24 protein-coding genes are annotated in these 20,913 nt (G+C 48.8%); 16 read left to right on the plus strand and 8 right to left on the minus strand.

What is annotated here, in order from left to right:
- The first annotated feature begins 25 nt into the window (after positions 1 to 25).
- Entirely contained in the window at positions 26 to 1,453 is a 1,428-nt protein-coding gene (locus tag H6F93_RS16500; RefSeq protein ID WP_190682796.1) for an ABC transporter substrate-binding protein, read from the plus strand.
- A gap of 96 nt (positions 1,454 to 1,549) precedes the next feature.
- Positions 1,550 to 2,629 carry a substrate-binding domain-containing protein gene (locus H6F93_RS16505; protein WP_190682800.1) on the plus strand — a complete coding sequence of 360 codons (1,080 nt, stop codon included), beginning with the start codon at positions 1,550 to 1,552 and terminating at the stop codon, positions 2,627 to 2,629.
- 84 nt (positions 2,630 to 2,713) lie between these two features.
- Here H6F93_RS16505 and H6F93_RS16510 read toward each other — a convergent pair whose 3' ends face one another.
- A complete protein-coding gene (locus tag H6F93_RS16510; protein ID WP_190642788.1) occupies positions 2,714 to 3,406 on the minus strand; it encodes a Crp/Fnr family transcriptional regulator in 693 nt (230 codons plus the stop codon).
- Positions 3,407 to 3,694: 288 nt separating this feature from the next.
- On the opposite strand from H6F93_RS16510, the gene H6F93_RS16515 reads away from it, so the two are divergent.
- Together H6F93_RS16515 and H6F93_RS16520 are read left to right on the plus strand one after the other, a co-directional pair.
- The gene (locus H6F93_RS16515) at positions 3,695 to 4,705 is read left to right on the plus strand and encodes a DALR anticodon-binding domain-containing protein (RefSeq protein WP_190682803.1); all 1,011 of its coding nucleotides are present in this window, start codon (positions 3,695 to 3,697) and stop codon (positions 4,703 to 4,705) included.
- Positions 4,706 to 4,991: 286 nt separating this feature from the next.
- A complete protein-coding gene (locus tag H6F93_RS16520; protein ID WP_190682805.1) occupies positions 4,992 to 6,035 on the plus strand; it encodes a cysteine hydrolase family protein in 1,044 nt (347 codons plus the stop codon).
- A 52-nt stretch (positions 6,036 to 6,087) separates the two neighbouring features.
- Here the strand turns inward: H6F93_RS16520 and H6F93_RS16525 are convergent, their stop codons facing one another.
- On the minus strand, positions 6,088 to 6,258 hold the full coding sequence (locus tag H6F93_RS16525) for a hypothetical protein (protein ID WP_190642791.1): 171 nt from the start codon (positions 6,256 to 6,258) through the stop codon (positions 6,088 to 6,090).
- Positions 6,259 to 6,529: 271 nt separating this feature from the next.
- Here H6F93_RS16525 and sigG point away from each other — a divergent pair, with 271 nt between their 5' ends.
- From sigG to H6F93_RS16555, 6 genes are all read left to right on the plus strand, one after another.
- Positions 6,530 to 7,186 carry an RNA polymerase sigma factor SigG gene (sigG, locus tag H6F93_RS16530; RefSeq protein ID WP_190642792.1) on the plus strand — a complete coding sequence of 219 codons (657 nt, stop codon included), beginning with the start codon at positions 6,530 to 6,532 and terminating at the stop codon, positions 7,184 to 7,186.
- A gap of 201 nt (positions 7,187 to 7,387) precedes the next feature.
- Positions 7,388 to 7,984: an anti-sigma factor family protein gene (locus tag H6F93_RS16535; RefSeq protein WP_190642793.1), complete on the plus strand. Its 597-nt coding sequence runs from the start codon at positions 7,388 to 7,390 to the stop codon at positions 7,982 to 7,984.
- 228 nt (positions 7,985 to 8,212) lie between these two features.
- Positions 8,213 to 9,220: a hypothetical protein gene (locus tag H6F93_RS16540; protein ID WP_190682809.1), complete on the plus strand. Its 1,008-nt coding sequence runs from the start codon at positions 8,213 to 8,215 to the stop codon at positions 9,218 to 9,220.
- Positions 9,221 to 9,292: 72 nt separating this feature from the next.
- Positions 9,293 to 9,688 (plus strand): hypothetical protein, encoded by a 396-nt coding sequence (locus H6F93_RS16545; protein ID WP_190682812.1) that lies wholly within the window; start codon positions 9,293 to 9,295, stop codon positions 9,686 to 9,688.
- Entirely contained in the window at positions 9,660 to 10,142 is a 483-nt protein-coding gene (locus H6F93_RS16550; RefSeq protein ID WP_190682815.1) for a hypothetical protein, read from the plus strand. Before H6F93_RS16545 ends, H6F93_RS16550 begins: the two co-directional genes overlap by 29 nt.
- Positions 10,139 to 11,437 carry a hypothetical protein gene (locus H6F93_RS16555; RefSeq protein WP_190682819.1) on the plus strand — a complete coding sequence of 433 codons (1,299 nt, stop codon included), beginning with the start codon at positions 10,139 to 10,141 and terminating at the stop codon, positions 11,435 to 11,437. Before H6F93_RS16550 ends, H6F93_RS16555 begins: the two co-directional genes overlap by 4 nt.
- Before the next feature lie 2 nt (positions 11,438 to 11,439).
- Here H6F93_RS16555 and H6F93_RS16560 read toward each other — a convergent pair whose 3' ends face one another.
- Positions 11,440 to 11,850, minus strand: coding sequence for a peptide chain release factor 1 (locus tag H6F93_RS16560; RefSeq protein ID WP_190642799.1), 411 nt, complete (start codon positions 11,848 to 11,850; stop codon positions 11,440 to 11,442).
- 321 nt (positions 11,851 to 12,171) lie between these two features.
- On the opposite strand from H6F93_RS16560, the gene H6F93_RS16565 reads away from it, so the two are divergent.
- From H6F93_RS16565 to H6F93_RS16590, 6 genes are all read left to right on the plus strand, one after another.
- Positions 12,172 to 13,050, plus strand: a complete 879-nt coding sequence (locus H6F93_RS16565; RefSeq protein WP_190642800.1) for an alpha/beta fold hydrolase — start codon at positions 12,172 to 12,174, stop codon at positions 13,048 to 13,050.
- A gap of 271 nt (positions 13,051 to 13,321) precedes the next feature.
- Positions 13,322 to 14,029, plus strand: a complete 708-nt coding sequence (locus H6F93_RS16570; protein WP_190642801.1) for an FHA domain-containing protein — start codon at positions 13,322 to 13,324, stop codon at positions 14,027 to 14,029.
- Between the two features lie 104 nt (positions 14,030 to 14,133).
- Complete coding sequence (locus H6F93_RS16575) at positions 14,134 to 14,637, plus strand: DNA recombination-mediator protein A (RefSeq protein WP_190642802.1); 504 nt, start codon at positions 14,134 to 14,136, stop codon at positions 14,635 to 14,637.
- Positions 14,638 to 14,645: 8 nt separating this feature from the next.
- Positions 14,646 to 15,065: an MAPEG family protein gene (locus H6F93_RS16580; RefSeq protein WP_190682824.1), complete on the plus strand. Its 420-nt coding sequence runs from the start codon at positions 14,646 to 14,648 to the stop codon at positions 15,063 to 15,065.
- Positions 15,066 to 15,107: 42 nt separating this feature from the next.
- Positions 15,108 to 15,599 carry a YajQ family cyclic di-GMP-binding protein gene (locus H6F93_RS16585; RefSeq protein ID WP_190642804.1) on the plus strand — a complete coding sequence of 164 codons (492 nt, stop codon included), beginning with the start codon at positions 15,108 to 15,110 and terminating at the stop codon, positions 15,597 to 15,599.
- A 5-nt stretch (positions 15,600 to 15,604) separates the two neighbouring features.
- Positions 15,605 to 16,078 (plus strand): DUF202 domain-containing protein, encoded by a 474-nt coding sequence (locus tag H6F93_RS16590; RefSeq protein WP_190642805.1) that lies wholly within the window; start codon positions 15,605 to 15,607, stop codon positions 16,076 to 16,078.
- Here H6F93_RS16590 and larE read toward each other — a convergent pair.
- From larE to H6F93_RS16615, 5 genes are all read right to left on the minus strand, one after another.
- Positions 16,069 to 16,893, minus strand: coding sequence for an ATP-dependent sacrificial sulfur transferase LarE (gene larE / locus H6F93_RS16595; RefSeq protein WP_190682827.1), 825 nt, complete (start codon positions 16,891 to 16,893; stop codon positions 16,069 to 16,071). The two genes, H6F93_RS16590 and larE, sit on opposite strands and share 10 nt — an antisense overlap.
- A 118-nt stretch (positions 16,894 to 17,011) precedes the next feature.
- Entirely contained in the window at positions 17,012 to 17,515 is a 504-nt protein-coding gene (gene aroQ, locus H6F93_RS16600) for a type II 3-dehydroquinate dehydratase (RefSeq protein WP_190642807.1), read from the minus strand.
- Complete coding sequence (locus H6F93_RS16605) at positions 17,499 to 17,672, minus strand: hypothetical protein (protein WP_190642823.1); 174 nt, start codon at positions 17,670 to 17,672, stop codon at positions 17,499 to 17,501. The genes aroQ and H6F93_RS16605 overlap by 17 nt, the downstream gene beginning before the upstream one ends.
- Before the next feature lie 93 nt (positions 17,673 to 17,765).
- Entirely contained in the window at positions 17,766 to 19,046 is a 1,281-nt protein-coding gene (locus H6F93_RS16610) for a competence/damage-inducible protein A (RefSeq protein WP_190642808.1), read from the minus strand.
- A gap of 12 nt (positions 19,047 to 19,058) precedes the next feature.
- Positions 19,059 to 20,102, minus strand: coding sequence for a glycosyltransferase family 4 protein (locus H6F93_RS16615; RefSeq protein ID WP_190642809.1), 1,044 nt, complete (start codon positions 20,100 to 20,102; stop codon positions 19,059 to 19,061).
- Positions 20,103 to 20,913: the final 811 nt, after the last annotated feature.

A 20,913-nucleotide genomic window follows, 5' to 3' on the forward strand; every position in this document is an offset into this window, starting at 1 on the left:
CATGTAAGAGAGGTGCGAACTTGCTATGGCTCAGAAAAATGAAACTCCTGTTTTAATCGTGTCCCTGTTGCTGACGTTAGCGCTGCTTGGTGGTGGAGCCTGGTGGGTGTTGAATCGGTTTGCTCCAGGAGCGCTGACTCCAGGAGCTCAAAATCCAACAGCGGCAAATGGTGATTCTGATTCTCCTCAAAATGCAAGCAATACACCGACTCAAGAGCGCCTGAGTTCAGGAGAAAGAGTCTTGTTTGCGGAGACATCGCCTGAAAAACAGGCAGGCGTGGAAGCGATCGCCTCCGGCAACTTTGAGCAGGCCGTTTCCGATCTAGAAGCAGCGCTCCAGGCTAATCGAAACGATCCGGAGGCATTGATCTATCTCAACAATGCTCAAATCGGCGATCAGACCGCTTACAGCATTGCCGTTCCGGTTCCAGCAGCAACTTCTGCAAATCCGGCTCTAGAAATTCTTCGGGGTGTTGCTCAGGCTCAAACTGAAATTAACCAGGCAGGTGGCATCAACGGTGTGCCGCTAAAGGTGCTGATTGCCAATGATGACAACGACCCCCAGGTCTCCCGACAGGTTGCTGAAGCGCTAACAGAAAACTCAGAGGTGTTGGGTGTGGTCGGGCACTTTGGTAGTGAGGCTACGCTGGCAGCGGCAGAAATTTATCAGAATTCTGGACTAGTGATGATTTCGCCAACGAGTACGTCAATGCAGCTTTCGGAAGTTGGTAACTATGTGTTTCGTACGGTGCCCAGCGATCGCTTTACTGCTGCAGCGCTTTCTCGCTACATGGTCAACACCTTGCAAGCTCAAAATGCTGCAATTTACTTTAATTCTGAGAGTGACTACAGCCAGTCACTCAAGGATGAATTCACAACGGCACTTTACGGGGATGGCGGACAGATTTTGGCAGAGTTTGACCTGGCTGACCCCGCTTTTAGCGCCGCAGACACGCTTCAACAAGCTGCTTCACAGGACGCTGAAGTCCTAGTCTTGATTGCCAATACGGCTACGCTTGATCAAGCGCTGCAAGTCGTAACGGTCAATCGTGGGCAATTGCGCTTACTCGGTGGAGATAGTATTTACAATCCCAAGACGCTTCAGGTAGGTGGAGAAGCTGCTGTTGATATGGTGGTTGCAGTGCCCTGGCATATTCTCTCGGACCCTCAAGCAGCGTTTGTTCAATCTTCTCGAAACTTCTGGGGAGGCGATGTTAACTGGCGAACAGCTATGGCCTATGACGCAACGCAGGCTTTAGTTGCGGGTCTGAAAAGTAACCCGACCCGTGAAGGTATTGAACAAACGCTAAGTGCTAGCAACTTTGCGGCCGAGGGCGCAACGGGTACGATTCGGTTTTTGCCATCGGGCGATCGCAATCAGGCAGAGCAGCTTGTGATCATTGAACCAGGATCTCGTTCTGGTTATGGTTACGATTTCGTGCCTGTGCAGTAGCGACTGCTTCAACAATTCAAATCGGTTAATCAAGCCTTAAATCTATAGAACTATTCTGTAGAACTATAAAGGGTGTGCGATCGCACCTCAGCAACTATGGCTCAGAAGAACGAGACACCTACCTTGCTCCTCTCTCTGCTGATCACGATCGGCTTGATTGGCGCTGGCGCTTGGTGGTTTACCCGCTCCGGTTCTGGGGTTGGCGATTTGCTTGGGCGAGAAACTTCAGGTTCTTCCACACCGGGTTCCGACTCGTCGTCTGCACCACCGCCTGCCCCTGTTGCAGACAATTTTGCAGGAGTGCCCAACGTTCCTTCTGGTTTGTTTAGCTATGGTGGCAGCACAACTTGGGCACCTATTCGTGGGCAGATCGATCCGGTAATTCAGAGTGTTTGGTCTGGCTATCAACTGCGCTACACCAACCCTCCTTTAGGAGAAACACCTGGCTCTGCTAGCGGCATTCGGATGCTGCTCGACAATCAGCTTACGTTTGCTCAGTCTTCGCGTTCTCTCAATCCCCAAGAGTATCAAGAAGCAGAACAGCGCGGCTTTACCTTGCGAGAAATCCCAGTGGCGCTGGAAGGAATTGCGATCGCCGTCAACCCTAACCTCAACCTTCCTGGGCTAACTCTGGATCAACTGAGAGATATTTACACTGGGCAAATTACAAACTGGAGCCAAGTTGGCGGACCTAACTTACCCATCACCCCCTACTCCCGTCGGGTCAACGATGGTGGCACCGTAGAATTTTTTGTAGCAAACATTTTGGGTGGACAGAATTTTGGCAGCAATATCAGCTTTATCGACACCACCACCCAAGCCCTACGCGAAGTTTCAACGAATCCAGGTGGAATTTACTATGCCTCGGCTCCGGAGATTGTAGGTCAATGCACAGTGAAGCCCCTTCCCTTGGGTGCCCGTTCTGGCGATTCTTTTGTTGCACCCTACGTTGAGCCGTTGATTGTTGGTTCTCAATGTGGCGGCTCGGCTGAGCGGACTCAACTCAACTTCAATGCATTTCAAACTGGCGCATACCCGATCACTCGTAGGCTGTTTGTTGTGGTCAAGCAAAATGGTCAAATCGATCAACAAGCTGGAGAAGCTTACGCCAATTTACTGCTTACGGATCAAGGGCAGGCACTAATTGAAGAGTCTGGGTTTGTCCGAATTCGTTAAAGACGGCAAAAAAGCGCCCCTTCTGTCAGCAGAGGCGCTCCTAGCTATTTTGTCCGAGCCTGCGAGGCTACAGCAATGTTTGGCTTACCGCTGAATGACGGACTCAGCAGGCAAACAAAGTAAATTGTCGCCATAGGTACGAATTAGCGATCGCTGTCGGAGTTTACCCATCAAGCGGGTTACTGTAACCCGAGTTGAGCCAATAGCGCTACCAATTTGAGCGTGAGTCAACGCCCAAGGCAGACAATATCCCTCCTCGCAAGGTTCACCAAACTCTTCAATTAGCAGGGTCAAAAACCCTAACAGGCGGTCAATGGTACGACGCTGCCCCAGCGTACTTAGCCACAAAAGCTTGCGTTGATGCTGATAGCGAAAAGCATCCAGCACTTCACGGCGAAAATGTGGCCAATTATCCAGGTCGTGCCAGTACATCCAAATCACAGCAGTGTTGTCAACATGGGCAAAACTCTGCAATGTAAAAGGCGACTGAGCCACAATCTCAAAAGGCTGTCCGGCACCCACAAACCCTAAGAATGCTTCTTCAGAATTAATTCGGGGCAGACGAGAAGAGTTGCTGGCAGTTGCGCTCACCTGAGCTTCGCCCACTAATCGCACAGCTCCTCGTTGAACTAAATAAAGGAGTCCAGGTCGAGCCGGGATCTTCTCATCCTTGGCAAAAGTCCGACAGCGATAATGTTCTTGAGCCCAGTCCAAAATTCTTTGCCAAGTGAGGAAAGGACGGGCTGTCTCGGGTTGTTGTGAGGATACTGAGTACATAGTCGGAAGCTCGAAGAATCAGTGAATACTCTGGGAAATCATTTATGAATTGAGTGCGCTAGGGGGCTGGACTCAACTCCTCAAACCGAAATTGGCCAACAGGGTAAGCCAAGCTTAACTTCATCTCACCCTATCCAAGTAGGGAAAAATACGTAGGTCCTCTTATTGCATGACGCAGACTGAACTACAGAACTACTCCTTATTATGAAAGTGAGCTTTTTTTGACAAATTTTGCTATTAGGCAAACAAGGAAAGCTCCTGTGTGTCGTAAGTAACAAACAGATTGCAGTGAAATTGCTCTCGACCGATATTGCTCATATCGCCCTAAAGCCAATTCTGATCAGGCAAATACAAGAAGCTATTCGTTTGTCGAAGGAAATAATACGCAGAGACAAGGTATCGGATCTATCTTGTAAAGGCTATCTATCTAAAGATATAGAGCAGCCTCAAACTGTTCCGCTCAACCGAATTAATCGAGGCACTTCTGAGATTGAGTACGTATCCGCGATCGCTCTAAAGCTCTCAAGGCTACCAGGTGAATCAGTGGACGTTGTTCAAACAATCGATGCTCAGACAATTGTTGCTCAGACAATCAGTGCGTATTTAACCAATTCAATAAAAGCTGTTGGAGACAAAGCTATAGTCCATCAACCTTTGTCTGATGCGCTTTGGCGCAACTTCACTGTTAAGGTTGTCCCCTCAGGATGGATTCATCTGCAACTCAGTGACTTGGGGCTGGCTAGCTGGCTACAAATCCTAACTGAACGGTCTATTCGCCTGGGCGATCGCCTTAGGCAGAAAAATGTTCATGAAAATGATAACCAACTTTTGCGTAATTCTACCAGGTTATTCGAACTCCAGCACACTCATGCGCGATGTTGTTCTCAAATTTATCTGGCTCAACAGGTAGGACTACTGAGTTCGTCAGAAAATTCATCTGAAGGTAGCCCTAGTGACCTTCAGTTTGGGTCTGTCTTAATACCGAAACCTTTTCCCTGGCTCGATTCAAGACAGTCACTACGATTTCAGCACCCCGCCGAACACGAGCTCATTTCTCAACTCGTCGCCACGGTAGATACACTTTCTGATGCACCTTCTCAGCTCTCGATCCTGAAGGTAGGCAAGAGCCTTAGCCAAAACTTCATCAAATTCCACGCCGCCTGTCGTGTCTTTGCAGAAATTAAAACTGCTGAATCAGAATTAGCCCAAGCTCGGTTAGGACTCGTACTGGCAACTCAAGCTGTTCTAAAAGCTTTACTAGAAGAAGGCTTAGATGTTTATGCACCTACGAAGTTATGAAGCGTGTCACACCGTTGTGAAATTTCCTTCAAACTAATGACAAATCGGAGGGGGTCTGCTAGAGTTATGTCAGTGTGAGGAGCGAACCAGCAAGGGCATCGAGACGAAACACGGTCAGTCGTCGATGCCCTTTCTGATTTCTTAAGGTCTCCAAGGTTTTTTGTATTTGATTAGATCGAATATAAGTAGAGCGGGCGTGGGGAAGTAGTTCCCCACGCCCACTTTGCTAATTTGCAGAAACTTCATTCTACGTAGCTTCAAAAGATCCTAAAACCAGGAGAAGACGATGAGTGCTAAAACCCAACTTCCGATTCCCACACACTTTGACTCAGCAAAGGTAGGAGAAGTGTGGCGCGTTCCCTATCAGGATCGGGCAAAAGAGGCTGCAAGTTGGGCAAGACAGCACGAACTGCAATCTGCTGTGGATGACAAGACAAAAATTTGTCTGCTAGCAATCGATGTCCAAAACACGTTTTGTATTCCTGGGTTTGAGCTATTTGTAGGCGGCAGATCAGGCATGGGTGCCGTGGAGGACAACGTTCGCTTATGTGAATTCATTTATCGCAATTTGGGGGTAATTAGCGAAATTGCACCGACGATGGACACTCACACTGCAACTCAAATTTTTCATGCGGTGTTTTGGGTGAATCAGGTGGGGGAGCACCCGCTCGCAATGACGATGATTTCTCTAACGGATGTGGAGCAGGGAGTCTGGCAAGTTAATCCAGCGATTGCTCATGGAGTGGTGCAGATGGACTACGCCGCACTACAAAACTATGCGTTGCATTACGTTCGCAAGCTTGATTCGGTTGGTAAATATCCTCTGACGATTTGGCCTTACCATTCCATGTTGGGCGGAGTAGGGCACGCTTTGGTGTCTGCGTTTGAGGAAGCTTGTTTTTTTCACAACTTAGCTCGTCAAAGCCAAACTAACTTGGAAATCAAGGGCAGCAATCCTTTGACAGAAAACTATTCGGTGCTTCAGCCTGAGGTGCTGGAGGACCAGGAAAAGCGAGCGATCGCCCAGAAAAATACTCGGTTTCTACAAAAGCTGCTGAAATTTGATGCGATCGCAATCGCCGGTCAAGCCAAAAGCCACTGTGTTGCCTGGACGATCGATGATTTATTAACTGAAATTCAAGCAACTGATCCAGCCTTGGCAAGCAAAGTATACCTGCTAGAAGATTGTTCGTCTCCAGTTGTGGTACCTGATGTGGTTGACTTCACCGAGCAGGGAGAGTCTGCCTTTCAGCGGTTTGCAGAAGCCGGAATGCACCTTGTTAAGTCAACTGACCCGATTGAGGCTTGGGTTGGACTAAATTTAACTTGAGCATTTTTTGGGAAACTTGCAAAGTTCACTTTGAGTCCTCTTATTAAGAGGTTCATCGTTGCGATAGGGTGCCAGCCATCTTAATAAAGCTTTTGTGAATCAGCGCCTCAATCACCGTGCTGAAGCTAGTTATAGAGTATTGGCGATCGCTCAAAACTAGAGCCAGAGCCAAAGCTTGATCAGTGTGCAGATCAAAAACCGTCCCACAGATTGGCTCAGCCATTTGGCTGAAGACGATAAAGTTAAGCTGCTTCAGGTGGAAAACTCAAAACTAAAGCTTAAAATTTCTGGAAGTTTTAGGATGAGCAAACCTTCTGATCAGTTCAGTTCTCAGACACTCTGAGTCGTGAACTCCTAGCTGTACCGCTCAGCCAAACTTGAAAAAGACCTGATGCGAATTTGCAGCCTAGTAAACCTTATGCAGTATCTGTGGGAACTTCTCAGACATGCCAGCGTCATCAAAAGACGGAACCTCTCATAGTCAAGCGTTGCCGATGAGTCATCCTTTTCCCGTATCTTGGTCAGTGGCTGGGGCAATGCCTCAAGTTCCAGTGCAAGCTGAAAAACTCTCTAACTATGACCTGATCCTGCAATGTCAAGTTGGGTTACGCCCTGAGAAAGCCGCTTTCGCTGAACTGCTTCGCCGCTATCAGTCCCACGTCGAAAAGGTGCTATACCATCTGGCTCCTGATTGGTCAGATCGCGCAGATCTGGCTCAGGAAGTCTGGATTCGGGTTTATCGAAATATTCGCCGATTGCAAGAACCCTCTAAATTTCGCGGTTGGCTGAGTCGTATCGCAACCAACCTGTTTTATGATGAACTCCGCAAACGTAAGCGCATCAGCAGTCCATTGTCTCTTGATGCACCTCGGTCTGTGGAAGATGGTGAGATGGATTGGGAAATTGCCTCGGATGATCCCGGGCCAGCAGAAGATTTAATCACTCGCGAGTTTTATGACCAGTTGCGCGAGGCGATCGCCGACTTACCCGAAGTCTTTCGGACCACAATTGTACTCCGGGAAATTGAAGGGATGGCCTACGAAGAGATCGCCGAGATTACAGGCGTTTCTTTAGGAACCGTAAAATCTAGGATTGCTAGGGCGCGTCAGCGGCTACAGTATCAGTTACAGAATTATCTTGATGGTCGATAACAAGGTCAATTGAGGAGGTGGATGAGCAATGGACCAGGTTAGAGACGATTACGCCGAATTAATGATTTTGCTTCAGGTTGGTGCTTGTTTCAAGCCACTTAACCTATGATCTGACTAGATGAGCATCGTTTGCCACTACGTCAGTCACTTGCTCGATTTCGTTGCTACGTATGACCTGGTACTTGACTTTCCAATCTGAAAATGACCTCTAATTTTGGTGCTCGTAACGATTCCAATCAACCGTCACACCGTGATGTGGTGGATGGAATGGACAATCAGCAGCCCTTGGGTGCATTAGATAACTTAAAGCGTGATCGCTTTGAGCTGCTGAGTGCCTATCTGGATGGCGAAGTAACTGCGGCGGAGCGTCGCCAGGTTGAAGGCTGGTTACAGAATGATCCAACAGTCCAGCGCCTATATAGCCGTCTTTTAAGATTGCGTCAGGGAATGCAGTCTCTTCCCATCCCTGCTCCCGAACAATCCGCAGAACAAGCTGCGGAACAGGTCTTTTCTCGGCTGAGCCGCCGACCCAAAATAGCTCTGGCTTGGGCAGGGGTGGCGATCGCCGCAACATTCGTGGGTGTACTATCGAACGTGTTTTCTCCGGGTTACCAATCTCCTGCACCGCAGGTTGCTGAGTTTCCCGATGTCCCTGATGTTTCTACCACTGCGCTGATGATTGCTGTAGACCGTCCGGTCATCGAGATTCCTAAAGCTCCAATTTCTTCACCTGATGTGAACGGGGGAGACAAACCCTACGAATCTAGGTCATATCTGAACAATGATGATGTCCGTTAACAGACGGATTGTTTAACTACAACTTAATAGAAAAGAAATAGAGGGAGTGACTTGTGGGTCACTGCCTCTATTTCTTTTTCGTTGGGCTGAAGCAGGGAAAACCTACCCCAAAAACGGCTGCCACAAATTTTGCTAGGGGGATGCAAAAAAGCTTATTTATAGTACACTTGTACTAATTCTAAGGCATCAGCAAATATCAGAGTAGTCAGGTACCCCAAAGGAGCTGATATGAAAGAGTCGCAAGCAGAAATTAAAGCCATTCAAGCCAAGCTTCAGGCACTCCAGAGCGGACGTAAACCAGCTTATCAGTATTCTCCTCCGTCCCAAGTTCATGTTCCTCAGAGGAATGGTTCTGCTTCAGCAACTCTAGCAAGTAGTCGACCTGACAACTTTTCTGTACCCATTGAAGTACTGCCGCAACGTCCGGCTTCCCAGCTTCAGATTCAGCAGCTAAACCTGAAGCCACCTCGTGTCACGTCTGCAGAGCAAATCGCTGAAGAGATTAAACGCTTGGAAGCTCAGGCCGAACTAGTTAATCAACTCTCTATAGCGCAAGAGGTGGCTCTTCTAGAACTCAGGGCGATCGCTGAAAGGCTAGAGCGCGATCGCCAGACCCTTCCAGAAGATGCAGAGGAATTTTCATCTGAAATTCCTGTTTGTGAATACTTAACAGAAGTAGTGCCCTGTGTAGAGCGAGAACCCAACGGGGCGTTCATCATCACGACGCGAACAATCGATTTGTTTAAGGCAGAGCGAGAAGCAACTTTGATGGCTCAATCGCTACGTTACCGAGCAGGCAGACCGGGTTCTGCTTCACCTCAAAAGCATGTTGGTGTGTCAAGACGTCGCGCTGCCGAACCTGAATTGTTTCTTGAAATGGCTGGAGTCTGGGGAAAACTGCTGTGGCAACGACTCTCCAAACTGACCAGCCAGTTGATTGCTCGTCGCCGTAAAGCCTCCAAAGCTTCCCGAAATCGCGCTGCACCCATAGCAGTACCTTCCTTTAGCTTGCCAGATGCAGTGATCTGGGTGATTGGCTCGACGATCGCGCGAGTGGGAATCAATCTAGTGCTGGCATCATTTCCAGGGCTGTGGCTGCCAATCGTGGCTCTAATTCTAACGCCAGCAGCGATCGCCATCTACCAGATTGCTGTTTCTCCTGAAGCCGGCTCGATCTGGGGTTACCGTCTATTTCTCGTCATGGCTGGTTTGCTAATTGGGGGAAAGCTGCTGTGATGTCTATCTTCTTAGGCGCGTGGCTCTTAATTGTGCTGTCCTGCTTTGTGTTTCTAGAAGTTGAGGGACAAGATGAAGCACCATGATTCTGAACGATCTACTCTAAAACCATTGCTTGCAGGCGGGCTGATGTTTGCGCTTGTAGGGCTGCTGATAGATGTACGCGGTATGGTTCCTTCGGGCAGTTCCAGTAGCAGTAAGGGTGAAGTCTGCCCGAGCAGCGTGAAGTCAGAGGTTGCGCTATCAAGAGAGCAACTGCTTCAACTGCTCATCGTGCCAGAGCGAGATCCAAAAGCAAGAGTTCGAGACATTCTAAAAGAGCCTTATTGCCAATTGCCGAGCTTAGAAGTTCGGGCTGGCGTTGCGGCCGAACGAGAAGCGTATCCTCTTGAATTTGACCCTCAGACCTGGCTGGTCATTCTCTACGAGGACGATGAGTATGCGGGGTATCAGTTTAGCCATCAGTAAGTTCATCTTCAAACTTAAACAAGTTGGCTTGGCGCTAGCGTTGTTGCTATCGGTTACGGGCTGTACCAACCGTCCTACAGAAGCAGTCCGAGCAATTCAGATTTACCAGAACTGGGAGTTAGCACCTGGAGATGCGATCGCCGGACACCGGGTATTGGGCGGATTGGGCGATATCTCAATTGAGCTGAAAGGCGATTCGGTTTATGCCCCATTCGACGGCAGGGTCCAACCCAATGTCAAAGGATGTGTCATTTTTTCCACGCCTCAGATTCCGGCTTACCTGTTTCGCCTGTGTGGGCTAAAGCGTCCTACTTTAGGGCAAGTCAGCCAGGGAGAAGTGATTGGGTCGGGCGAATATCTTCAGTTCGCGGCACTGAGAAGACAGCCTGATGGCAGGTGGGCTCTGGTTGAGCCCGCCGTAGACATCCTGGAGCGAACTTTGAAAAAACCATGAAAACCCTCTGTAAGTCTTTGTTGCGCTGGGTGGCGATCGCCCCTTTTTCTGTTGGAATTGCGCTGACCAACGGTGTAGCTGCTCGGGCAGATGATTTAGCTCTCAGCTTTGATCTCTCTCCCCGTTCACCTAAACCAATAGTCGAGCAAGCACCTGCTGTAGCATCAGCGCTTCCCGTTGATACTGCACCACCTCAGGTAAAACCGCTAGAAATTCCGACTCAGGCAACTGCAATTCCAGTTGGAGTCTCAGATCAGCCTACCAACACCTTACCGCCGCCCCCCCAACCCGTTTCAGTTACCCCACCGCAAATTGAAGTAATTTCGACTGAATCACCCATCAAGCCTGCGGAGTTGAGCTTCGACATCCCTGCTGTAGCTCCTGCTCCACAAGCGTCTCCTTCAACAGAATTGGCAGCGAGTTCAGGCAATTTCACCCCTAATTCTGCTCTCTCTTCCACACCCACACCCCCTACTCAGGAGCAAGACATAGAAGCCAGATTGTTTGAGGGGGGTTCTGATTCGTTGGTTGCCAGGGCAGTCGGTAGCGCAGAAGGCACCCGCAACCCAGATGGACATCGCAACCCCGCTTACTATGGGCACGTTGATCCGGGTAATGGCGTTTGGAATTTGGGCAGTTTTTCCTACCAGCACGGAGCAAGTTCACCTGAAGAAGCAGATGCAAAGCAACTGGCAAGGTTGCGACAACAAGCCCAGGTCCTACAGCAGAAGGCGATCGCCCGCAATCTCGAATTGACCTTAGAGGAAAGACTAAACGGCATTGATCTCGCAAATCAAGCCCCAAGGGCGGCTCTGAGCAGAGGAGGTTATATTGACTGGCTGGAACAGGCGCACGAGATGGGAATGCGCGGCTCAGATGCAGTCCTTTGGGCACGAACTCGCTCCTTCCTTGATCCAGATACTAGCAAGTGGGATGCTCCAGGGTTAGGCAATAATCTGCACCGCATTTCCAGCGATCAGGAACGGCGGCTGTTGGCAATCGCCCGCGCCATTGAAGCGGATCGTCTTAGACCTCAGCCAGTCCAAATGCCTCCAACTCAACCCGAAGTTGCTGCTAGCCAACCACCTCAAGAAATTGCCGAAGAAGAGGCGATCGCCCGTCTGTTTGCCCAGGAAGTTCCCCCGACGTTTGCACCCACTTCCACTCCAGATTCAGCTCAGCCCGATCCTGAGGTCGCCACAACTACTCTAGACGACGCAACTAGCCCGTCAACCGTAGATGCCATCTTGGATCTAGATTTACCAGAAGAAGCCGAGCTTGATTCTGGTAGCTAGTATCACCGCCAGTATGCTTTTCCTTGCCAGAACACACCCAGCAAAACTCCCATCAAGGTCATGTAATCTGGTGCAAGAAAAAGGACAGGAAGTTGTAGAAGCGATCGCGCCATCAGCATTACCATGACACACAAGATCAGCGCCCAAAGCACAGACGTGTTAATTACAACTCTTTGGTGAAAGCGCTCCAAAATTAGGGTAGCCAATGCTCCCAAGCCAACTGCAGCCGCAAGTAAAACGAATAAAGCGAGCGGCGGCTGAAATAGGATTTCTAACGTCTCAGCGATAGGAGAGAATTGGGTTCCTGCAATTAACAAAATCTCTACAACAAAAGCTAAACCTGTAGCCAATGCAGCTACCTGAAAAAGAGGCAACCAGGGCAGAAATTTGAGTCTCCGAAGCGGATTACTCATGGAAGAAGGGATAGAAGAATTTTAAGCTCAGAGCCGAGTTCTGGTTGAGATTTGAGATTGAGTTTACCACGATGCTTTTTAGTGACAATGCTGTAGCTAGTTCTGAATATCATCAGAAGTAGGCTGTGAGATGTAACAATATTGACAGCACTGACAGCCGTATTGTTCATAACCATCTGCTTTTGCTAACTTTCAACTGCCGAAAGCAGCTAACTTGCTAGAATTCCAGATTTGCTCTGGTCTGCCAGCGTCATGCAAGTAGTCCGGAGATTTAGGCTTCAGTAGCGAAAAAGACCTAATATTCTGTTCTCTTCAACTTCTATGACCGCACTTAGTTCTGCATGGCAGCACCACTTCATTGAGACAAATCGGATTCGCTTACATTGTGTTACTCAAGGCGAAGGGGAGTTAGTCATTTTGCTGCATGGTTTTCCAGAATTCTGGTACTCTTGGCGACATCAAATTCCAGCTTTGGCACGCCATTTTAAGGTGGTGGTGCCCGATTTGCGTGGTTACAACGATTCCGACAAACCTCAAAGTGGGTACGACCTGGATACGCTCAGTGCCGATATTCGCGGCTTGATCGAAGGATTGGGCTATTTACGAGCACACGTCGTGGGACATGACTGGGGTGGGGCGATCGCCTGGCACATGGCCCAAAAGTTTCCCCAGTACCTTGATCGCCTTGCCATCCTCAATGCACCTCACCCGCAGCACTTCATGCAGGAAATGGTCAGCAATCTGGATCAACTGCGGCGCAGTTGGCACGTTTTAGCGTTTCAGATTCCTGGATTGCCAGAGTGGTTGATTCAGCAGAACTTACAGAGTTTTGTCAAAAATCTGTTTCAGGAGCAGGCGATCCGTAAAGGTGCATTCACTGCTAAAGATACCGAGATTTATCGGGCAGCTCTAGCAAAACCAGGTGTCCTGTCTGCAGCGATTAACCACTACCGCCAATGGCTGGCTCCCCAGATTTGGTTTCGTAATTGGGGGCGATCGCCTGATCCAATTACCGTCCCGACCTTAGTGTTATGGGGCGAAGACGACTTTTTGCTGAGTCAGACCCTAACTGAAGGCATCAGTCAATTTGTCAATGCTCCTCTTCAAATCAAGTTAGTGCCTCACTGTGGTCATTGGATTCAACAAGAAGCTCCTCAAACCGTGAACCGAGAGCTATTGAGCTTTTTGCGCAAAGTCTAAATTCCGTAGATCTCACTACCCGAAATGCCTGCAACTCTGTATTTGATCGTAATTTTGCGGTTATCTCCAGCAGAGAGAGGTCTTAGTCTAAGTTTGGTGCTCACAGAACCTCAGTTTAGTTGAGCATCTACGAATGGAATGATTAGTCAGATCAGGGGCATCCCCACAAGGTCTTAACGCTCGTCAAGCTTACTCGTCACTGTCCTCACCCGCTTCAGCCATTAGAAGGAGGACAGTGAGACTTTTTACGCCCAGCCAGCACAAGCTAGATATGATTAACGCAAATTTTTTAGCCGAATACTCATCAGAATTATTAGATACCGTAGAGAATACAGAATTGAAGCAGCGTCTAGGGCTGTATCAGTTGTTTCTAAAGCTCTATGAACACCATCGAGGGTTATTGGATGAAATTCTTAACCTGGAGAATTCAAGAGGTAGTGCTTTACCCGGGATGATGTTTCCCTACATTCAGGGAGTGGTGCTAAATCGCCAAATTTATCTAACAACTAATTTGCGGGATGGCACTACACAGATGCTCTCTCAGCCTCAAAATACCTGGATTATTGGTCGCGATTCTCGTCAGGTGACTTTGCCGATCGCCGATAAGCGACTGTCCCGCTGTCACGCTGTGATTCGATACGTTGACCATCAAGGCTTCTACTTGACTGATTTAAATAGCAGTAATGGCTCTTATGTGAATGGGGAAAAGGTGCAACGGAGCCTTTTGCTCAAAGATGGCGATCGCGTTCGGCTAGGAAGTCTAACGCTCGTTTTTTTAAGTGGAAATGAAAGCCAATCCATGGAAAATTTGTCTGCTGAAATGATAGAACGGCTCAGCTTGGCAGAGTCGCTGCCTTCAGGGCAACCCCAATATTGCGCGCACTGTGCTGGTAAACCTGATTTAACTTCGGTAAAGCGTCCTCCGGTCACTGCCTTAGAAGAAACTATGACCTTTATGAGAGACAAATTCTCAATGTAGTGGAGTTTGTGATTGTGCTGAGAATTTTCTCTCAGCTTAAAGGTAAGTTTCGATGACACGCTACACCTGCTAAAATAGCTGGGTCGTTCAGCCCAATACCGTCTTTGAGCCAATCAGTAGATCTGCCCAACGTAGATGAATTCTTGCAAGAGCTGGCAACGATTCAGCAAGCTGGATCAAAGCGGATTGCGGTGCTAGGGTCGCGTCATGTACCCATTACTCATCAGCATTTGATTGAGTTGATGAGTTATGCTTTGGTGCTATCGGGTAATCGCCTCCTTACCTCTGGCGCTACAGGCACTAATTCCGCTGCAATTCGTGGAGCGATGCGGGCCGACCCCAATTTGCTGACGGTGATTTTACCTCAGAGCTTGAGTCGTCAACCCCGTGAATCTCGTGATCAGCTTGATCAGGTCATGCACCTGGTTGAAAATCCTGCTAATGACACGCTATCTCTAGCAGAAGCCAGCGCCGTCTGTAATCAGGAAATCGTGTCACGCTGCCAGCAGCTTATTTGCTTTGCTTTTCATGACAGCCATACGCTGTTAAAAACCTGCCAGGATGCTGAAGATCAGCGTAAGCTAGTGACGTTGTTTTACTTTGACTAGCCTGCGTGATGTCTTTTCTAGAACAGTTACCTGTGTCTACGACGCTGCTCTATGCGATCGCTGGGGCAGCTATCTTGGTTTATCTGCCTTTCTTAGTTGTGGCATACGGTCGGCTGTCAGCAGGGTATGACATGGCTGCACCACGGGCTATGTTTGATAAGCTGCCTGCGGTGGCACAGCGAGCAACCTGGGCACACCAAAATTCCTTTGAGTCTTTTGTGCTATTTGCAGCAGCGGCGCTAATGGCGTATGTAACGGAATTGAATTCAACCCTGGTCGTTGGAGCGGCGATCGCCTATTTGGCTGCTCGCTTCTTCTACTCGGTTTTCTATATTGTGAGCGTGCCGTTACTGCGATCGCTGATGTTTCTTGTCGGTTCCGCTAGTATTGCTACGCTTATGGTGATGAGTCTGCTAAAAGTTAGCTAAAAGTTAATAGTTAGTAGTTCTCGTAGTTATCTCAATTTACTCATGGCTTCTACGTATTCATTTGACATTGTCAGCGACTTTGACCGCCAAGAATTGGTCAATGCGATTGACCAGACTGTGCGGGAAATCGGCAGTCGCTATGATTTGAAAGACACTAAAACGACTGTGGAGTTGGGTGATGAGGCGATTGTCATCAACACTGACAGCGACTTTACCCTTCAGGCTGTGCATACGCTGCTGCAAACTAAAGCTGCTAAACGTAATCTGCCGCTGAAGATTTTTGATTACGGCAAAATCGAATCTGCCAGTGGTAACCGAGTGCGTCAGGAAATCAAGCTGAAAAAGGGAATCAGTGCAGAAATTGGCAAAAAGATTTCAAAGCTGATTCGAGATGAGTTTAATAAAATTCAGGCTTCAATTCAGGGTGATGCGGTACGGGTTTCTGCTAAATCTAAGGATGAGTTGCAGACAGTGATTCAGCGTTTAAAGCAGGAAGACTTGCCTGTCGCACTGCAATTTACCAACTATCGCTGATCTGTGTGAACGAGCAACCCAAGATCGATCGCCAGCGAGAACATCAGGCAAATGAGCGAACTTTTTTGGCGTGGCTGAGAACGGCGATCGCCTTGATTGGCTTTGGGCTGGCGATCGCTCGATTTGGCTTGTTCCTGCGAGAATTACAGACTGCTGTTGTTGAGGACGGACTTGCTGCCTGTTCCATATTTAGCTATCAAACTCTCGGTATCGCGCTGGTTGTTGTTGGACTGGTAGTAATCGTCCTGTCCGTGTGGCGCTACAACCAGGTATTCTGGCAAATTGAACAAGCAGACTATCGCCCTAGTCGCTTGATGGTCTGGCTCACGGCAGGCACAGTGCTAATTTTGGGGCTGCTCAGCATTCCTTTTGTCCTATGGCGACAGCCCCCTCCGGACCCAGCTCGTAATTCTCAAAGTGGGGTCGCTCCTGCTGATTATTTCTCTTCAAAATTAGCCAATATCATCAATCAGTTTTGAGCCAGAAGTTCAAGCTGCAAAACCTGGTTAAGTTTACCGCTGCGATAGCCTTCCAGGTCAAGCGTGACGTAGAGAAATCCATAGGATTGGAAGGCAGAAACTAGAGTTGGTAAATCAGTCTTCAAGACAAAGTCTTTGATTTGATCAGGCAGCAACTCAATGCGGGCAGTATCCGCTTCTGAACGCACTCGCAGGTTTTGCCACCCCAGGTTGCGCAGATAGCGTTCAGATCTGCCAACTCGCTGAAGTTTGCCAACGGTGATCTCTTCACCATAGGGAAACCGGGAACTAAGACAGGGTTGGGCAGGTTTGTCCCACCAGGGCAAGCCCAGCAGTCTTGAGAGTTCGCGAACTTCGGCTTTGGTCACACCGACTTCTGCCAGGGGCGATCGCGCTCCTCGTTCTTTCGCTGCTTGAATTCCGGGACGATAGTCTGACAAGTCATCTGCATTAACACCGTCTACCACGTAAGGATAGCCCCACTTGAGTGCTAGGGGTTTGAGTGTGTCGTGCAGTTCACTTTTGCAGAAGTAGCAGCGATTGACTGGGTTCGAGGTGTAGTTGGGGTTGTCCATCTCATGAGTCTGTACCACCTGATGGGCGATGCCGATTTCTGCTGCCTGGATTCGGGCATCTTCTAAATCTTCGGGCAATAAGGAGGGAGATTCAGCTGTGATTGCTAAGGCTCGATCGCCCAGCACATCGAAGGCAATTTTTGCCACCAGCGTACTGTCAATTCCACCAGAATAAGCAACTAGCGCTTGTCCCATTTCGGTAAATAGAGCTTTGAGTTGCTCAAGTTTTTCTGTCAGCATCTTTCCTCCATGCCAGTAGCGCACCGTCCCGTCCTGAACGGTTTCAAAATCAAAAAGACCAAGTGGTTTAACACTCAGCCTTTCTCCAGCGTAACGAATTTTTGTAAAAACTTGAGTACTAGTTCCGTCTCAGGTAGTGAACTAACGCATGAAGCCCCAGACGATAGCTGTCAGCTCCAAAACCGCTAATTTGCCCAATTGCCACTGGTGCAATGTAAGAGTGATGCCGAAAAGCCTCGCGTCGGTAAATGTTACTAAGATGGACCTCTACAACTGGTAGCAAGACAGACGCGATCGCATCTCGAATAGCAACGCTTGTATGGGTATACGCACCAGGATTAATCAGAATACCGTGATGCTCACCTAGCGCTTCCTGAATCGCGTCAATCAGTACACCTTCGTGATTAGACTGGACACTCGAAACATTTACCTGGAGCGATCGCCCTTCCTGATCTAGAGAGCGATTAATGCCATCCAGCGTTTCATGCCCGTAAATGCCTGGTTCGCGCTTACCCAAAAGGTTCAAATTAGGGCCATGCAGAACTAAAATGCTCAACCATTGAGCGCTTGATTCTGAAGAGGCACTTAACCCAGAAGGTTCACGACTATCGGCGGCGGTCATTAACAGGAATTGGAATGGGTTCGGGTTCAGGCTCAGCTTCTGGGCCTAACAGAGCATCAATTAGCCTGCGTGCCCACTCTTTCAGCTTGTCCAGTATGTTTTCGATGTAATCCATTAACCCAAAGGCTCCTTCGCCGTAGACCAGGAACTTAATCAAGCCAAGAAAGTCTTAGCTTAAATAAAGTCAACGTAAAGTGTTCACCTTGATCATAACGAATCTTTCAGAATGATCAAGTCGGTTAATTATTTGTTAAGGATTGCTGGGGATCAAGAGCCTGCGCCGCAGCAGGTCAAGCGCATTGCAGGTACTAATCCAGCGAATCCAGTCACGGCTGCGTTGTGAACCGAAGGAATAAACGAAGCTTTCGACCTGCTCATCTGGTCCGGCTAAGCCGATGTAAACCAAGCCTACAGGTTTTTCTTCTGTGCCGCCCGTTGGTCCGGCAACTCCCGTAATGCTGAGTCCCCAAGTGGTCGCTAAACGCTGCTTAACTCCTAGCGCCATTTGCTTCGCGACAACATCGCTTACTGCCCCGTGCTGCGCTAAATCTTCTGGGTTAACGTCCAGCAGCAAGACCTTGACCTGGTTGTCATAAGAGATGACTCCTCCCTTGAAGTAGCTAGAACTGCCCGAAACTGATGTCAGCAGATGTCCTAATCCACCCCCTGTGCACGACTCCGCTACCGACAGAGTTTGTCCAGCATCCTGAAGCAGTTTGCCAACTGCCACAGCAAGGGTATCGTCATCCTTGCCGTAATAATCTGCCCCAGCAATTTCACGAAGTTGCTGAGTGACGGGTTCAATCAGTTCCAGTGCTGCCGCTTCTGAACTGGCTTTGGCAGAAACTCGCAACCTGACTTCTCCTTTTCCGGCATAAGGAGCGACGGTCGGATTTTTTAGGTCAAAAAAGGAAACCACTTTTTCAGCCAAAGTTGATTCGCCAATGCCCCAAAAGCGCAATGTGCGGCTGTAGATAATTTCCTTGCCCCATCCCTGGCTTTGAAGATAAGGAACGGCAGTTTGCTGCCACATTGCCTGCATTTCACTGGGAACACCAGGAAAGGTCATCAAGGTTAGCCCAGACCGGGGCTGCCAGATAATTCCAGGAGCGCTGCCCCAGGGATTGGGTAAGATTTCTGCGCCCTTGGGAACAAGTGCTTGTTTACGGTTGCTAGGTGACATGACTCTGCCGCGACTAGCAAACTTACGAGCAATGTCTTCGAGAATGTCAGGACGCTCAATGAGAGGAACTTCAAAGAAGTCTGCCAGGGTTTCGGTGGTCAGGTCGTCAGGAGTTGGACCTAAGCCACCTGTAAAGATCAGAAGGCGCGATCGCTCACAGGCGATCGCCAGTACCTTCTGTAGCCTCAGCGGATTGTCTCCCACAACCGTTTGGTAATAGTGAGGAATCCCTAACTGAGCGAGCTGTTGGGCCAGAAATTGGGCATTGCTGTTGAGAATTTCACCCAGCAGCAACTCTGTGCCCACACAGATAATTTCGGCACTATTCGTTTCGGCACTATGGCTCATCAAGTTCACCTACTAACGGGCATGTTTTCTAACTTGCCAGCTCATATAGCTGAGCAGTGCAGTCGCCCCAACTGCATAAGCAACCCCACTAGGGATATTAGAAAAGGCTAGCGCTAAACTGCCAACCCAAAGCGTCAGTGCATAGATAAATAGAACCGTTAGCCGATGAGAAAGCCCCGCGTTGAGTAAGCGATGGTGCAGATGGCGTTTGTCTGCAACGAAAGGAGATTTGCCGTGACGTAAACGGTCCAAGATGACTGCCGACATATCTAAAATTGGCACTGCCAAAATGAGATAGGGCAAGAGTACAGCAACTGTAGTAACGCTCTTGACTAACCCGACTACCCCTACGCCAGCCAGGGTAAAGCCCATATAATAAGCCCCCCCGTCGCCCATAAAAATTTGGGCTGGATTGAAGTTATAGCGGAGAAATCCCAGAGCACCCCCGGCAAGGGCGGCGGCAATCAAAGCAGCGGCGGGTTGATTCATGAAGAGACTGACGACCAACATGACGACGGCGGCAATCCCGGAGACTCCTGCTGCAAGCCCATCGAGCCCATCAATCCAATTGATGGCGTTGGCCATGCCAACCAACCAGATAATCGTAATGGGCAGATTAATCCAAACGGGCAGAGAGACTAACCCCAGGAAGGGCACGGTGAGGAAATCGATTTGGACCCCTACTTGCCAAGCACAGCCTGCTACGATCGCCTGTAGCAACAGCCTGACCACTGCAGGTAGACCAAATAGGTCATCGGCTAACCCAATTAGAAAAAAGCCCAAACCGCCAACGGTAACGCCCCAAATTTCGTATTCTTTGTCGGGTGGCAGATAGCCAAATCCGCCCAGCCCCCAAATGGTTAGCAGCGCCACTAGCGCTCCTAGAAATATGGAAACTCCGCCCAAGCGTACCATTGGTCGTTGGTGAACTTTGCGTCCACCCGGCATGTCTACGCGCCCGCTCTTGAGTCCAATTTTTTTGACAATCGGCGTGCTAATAAGAACAACCACAGCCGAAACCAGGAACGCAGCCAGGTGGTATAACTGAGGAGGCATCTGATAACTATAAGATAGGGTGCAGACAAAACTAAGTTTCAGGCAGAGTCTACATGAACTGTCGGCTCAATGCTAGGGCTTTGACTAAGATGATTGTGACATCTCAAGGTAAGTGCTCTTCATTGATTCATGACCGGATACTTGCAATCCGCCTGAAATGAGAGCAGCGATATAGCTAAACGTTCTGAGCCGTAGAATTTCAGAACTTTAATTTTAGGGCTTTGAGAATTCTGCCGAGGCATTAGTTTAATGCTTCTCAAAGCCAGACATAGAATATGTTTTCAGCAAGTTTTCGCCTAGATTTATTGTTTTAATCGTGATACTGAAGCAATTAAATCCTGGCTTCAGCAGCAGTTATTCCAATATTCAATATGAGACTACACAATCGAGCATTCACTCGATCTGTAGTGCAGTGCTTGTACACATCAGTAGCAACTCTACCTGGACTTACTTGCTAACTGCTATTCGTTTAATTAATAGGAAAAGTTGCGAGAGATATTTTTTGGGCGTTGCTGAATGCAGGTATGATTCGCGAATCTCAGTTCCCTCTGTAGAGTCATGGCAATGCATGACTCTACGAATTTCATACATCAAATCAGCAATGCCATTTTTTGAACTAAGGGTGACGACTTGTCTAACAAAAGCTCTTTGTAGAGTTAAGAGCATCGTTCTTGCAAAGAGGCAGGCTTTCAATTTTCCAGGACTTACGCAGCGGCACTAGGGATAGGGGGTGGTTAAGTTGAGCTATGCTCGCTACAGTTCCAGTATGAGTGCATCAAACAGCGATTGCGATGACATTTACTAAGCTGGA

Source organism: Leptolyngbya sp. FACHB-671, assembly GCF_014695745.1.
GTDB lineage: Bacteria > Cyanobacteriota > Cyanobacteriia > Elainellales > Elainellaceae > JAAUTN01.

Excerpts from the sequence above, each read along its gene's own strand:
- H6F93_RS16500 (WP_190682796.1), top strand. The coding sequence starts at position 26 with ATGGCTCAGAAAAATGAAACTCCTGTTTTAATCGTGTCCCTGTTGCTG.
- H6F93_RS16505 (WP_190682800.1), top strand. The coding sequence starts at position 1,550 with ATGGCTCAGAAGAACGAGACACCTACCTTGCTCCTCTCTCTGCTGATC.
- H6F93_RS16510 (WP_190642788.1), bottom strand. The coding sequence starts at position 3,406 with ATGTACTCAGTATCCTCACAACAACCCGAGACAGCCCGTCCTTTCCTC.
- H6F93_RS16520 (WP_190682805.1), top strand. The coding sequence starts at position 4,992 with ATGAGTGCTAAAACCCAACTTCCGATTCCCACACACTTTGACTCAGCA.
- H6F93_RS16525 (WP_190642791.1), bottom strand. The coding sequence starts at position 6,258 with ATGGCTGAGCCAATCTGTGGGACGGTTTTTGATCTGCACACTGATCAA.
- sigG (WP_190642792.1), top strand. The coding sequence starts at position 6,530 with ATGAGTCATCCTTTTCCCGTATCTTGGTCAGTGGCTGGGGCAATGCCT.
- H6F93_RS16535 (WP_190642793.1), top strand. The coding sequence starts at position 7,388 with ATGACCTCTAATTTTGGTGCTCGTAACGATTCCAATCAACCGTCACAC.
- H6F93_RS16540 (WP_190682809.1), top strand. The coding sequence starts at position 8,213 with ATGAAAGAGTCGCAAGCAGAAATTAAAGCCATTCAAGCCAAGCTTCAG.
- H6F93_RS16545 (WP_190682812.1), top strand. The coding sequence starts at position 9,293 with ATGAAGCACCATGATTCTGAACGATCTACTCTAAAACCATTGCTTGCA.
- H6F93_RS16550 (WP_190682815.1), top strand. The coding sequence starts at position 9,660 with ATGCGGGGTATCAGTTTAGCCATCAGTAAGTTCATCTTCAAACTTAAA.
- H6F93_RS16555 (WP_190682819.1), top strand. The coding sequence starts at position 10,139 with ATGAAAACCCTCTGTAAGTCTTTGTTGCGCTGGGTGGCGATCGCCCCT.
- H6F93_RS16560 (WP_190642799.1), bottom strand. The coding sequence starts at position 11,850 with ATGAGTAATCCGCTTCGGAGACTCAAATTTCTGCCCTGGTTGCCTCTT.
- H6F93_RS16565 (WP_190642800.1), top strand. The coding sequence starts at position 12,172 with ATGACCGCACTTAGTTCTGCATGGCAGCACCACTTCATTGAGACAAAT.
- H6F93_RS16570 (WP_190642801.1), top strand. The coding sequence starts at position 13,322 with ATGATTAACGCAAATTTTTTAGCCGAATACTCATCAGAATTATTAGAT.
- H6F93_RS16580 (WP_190682824.1), top strand. The coding sequence starts at position 14,646 with ATGTCTTTTCTAGAACAGTTACCTGTGTCTACGACGCTGCTCTATGCG.
- H6F93_RS16585 (WP_190642804.1), top strand. The coding sequence starts at position 15,108 with ATGGCTTCTACGTATTCATTTGACATTGTCAGCGACTTTGACCGCCAA.
- larE (WP_190682827.1), bottom strand. The coding sequence starts at position 16,893 with ATGCTGACAGAAAAACTTGAGCAACTCAAAGCTCTATTTACCGAAATG.
- aroQ (WP_190642807.1), bottom strand. The coding sequence starts at position 17,515 with ATGACCGCCGCCGATAGTCGTGAACCTTCTGGGTTAAGTGCCTCTTCA.
- H6F93_RS16610 (WP_190642808.1), bottom strand. The coding sequence starts at position 19,046 with ATGAGCCATAGTGCCGAAACGAATAGTGCCGAAATTATCTGTGTGGGC.
- H6F93_RS16615 (WP_190642809.1), bottom strand. The coding sequence starts at position 20,102 with ATGCCTCCTCAGTTATACCACCTGGCTGCGTTCCTGGTTTCGGCTGTG.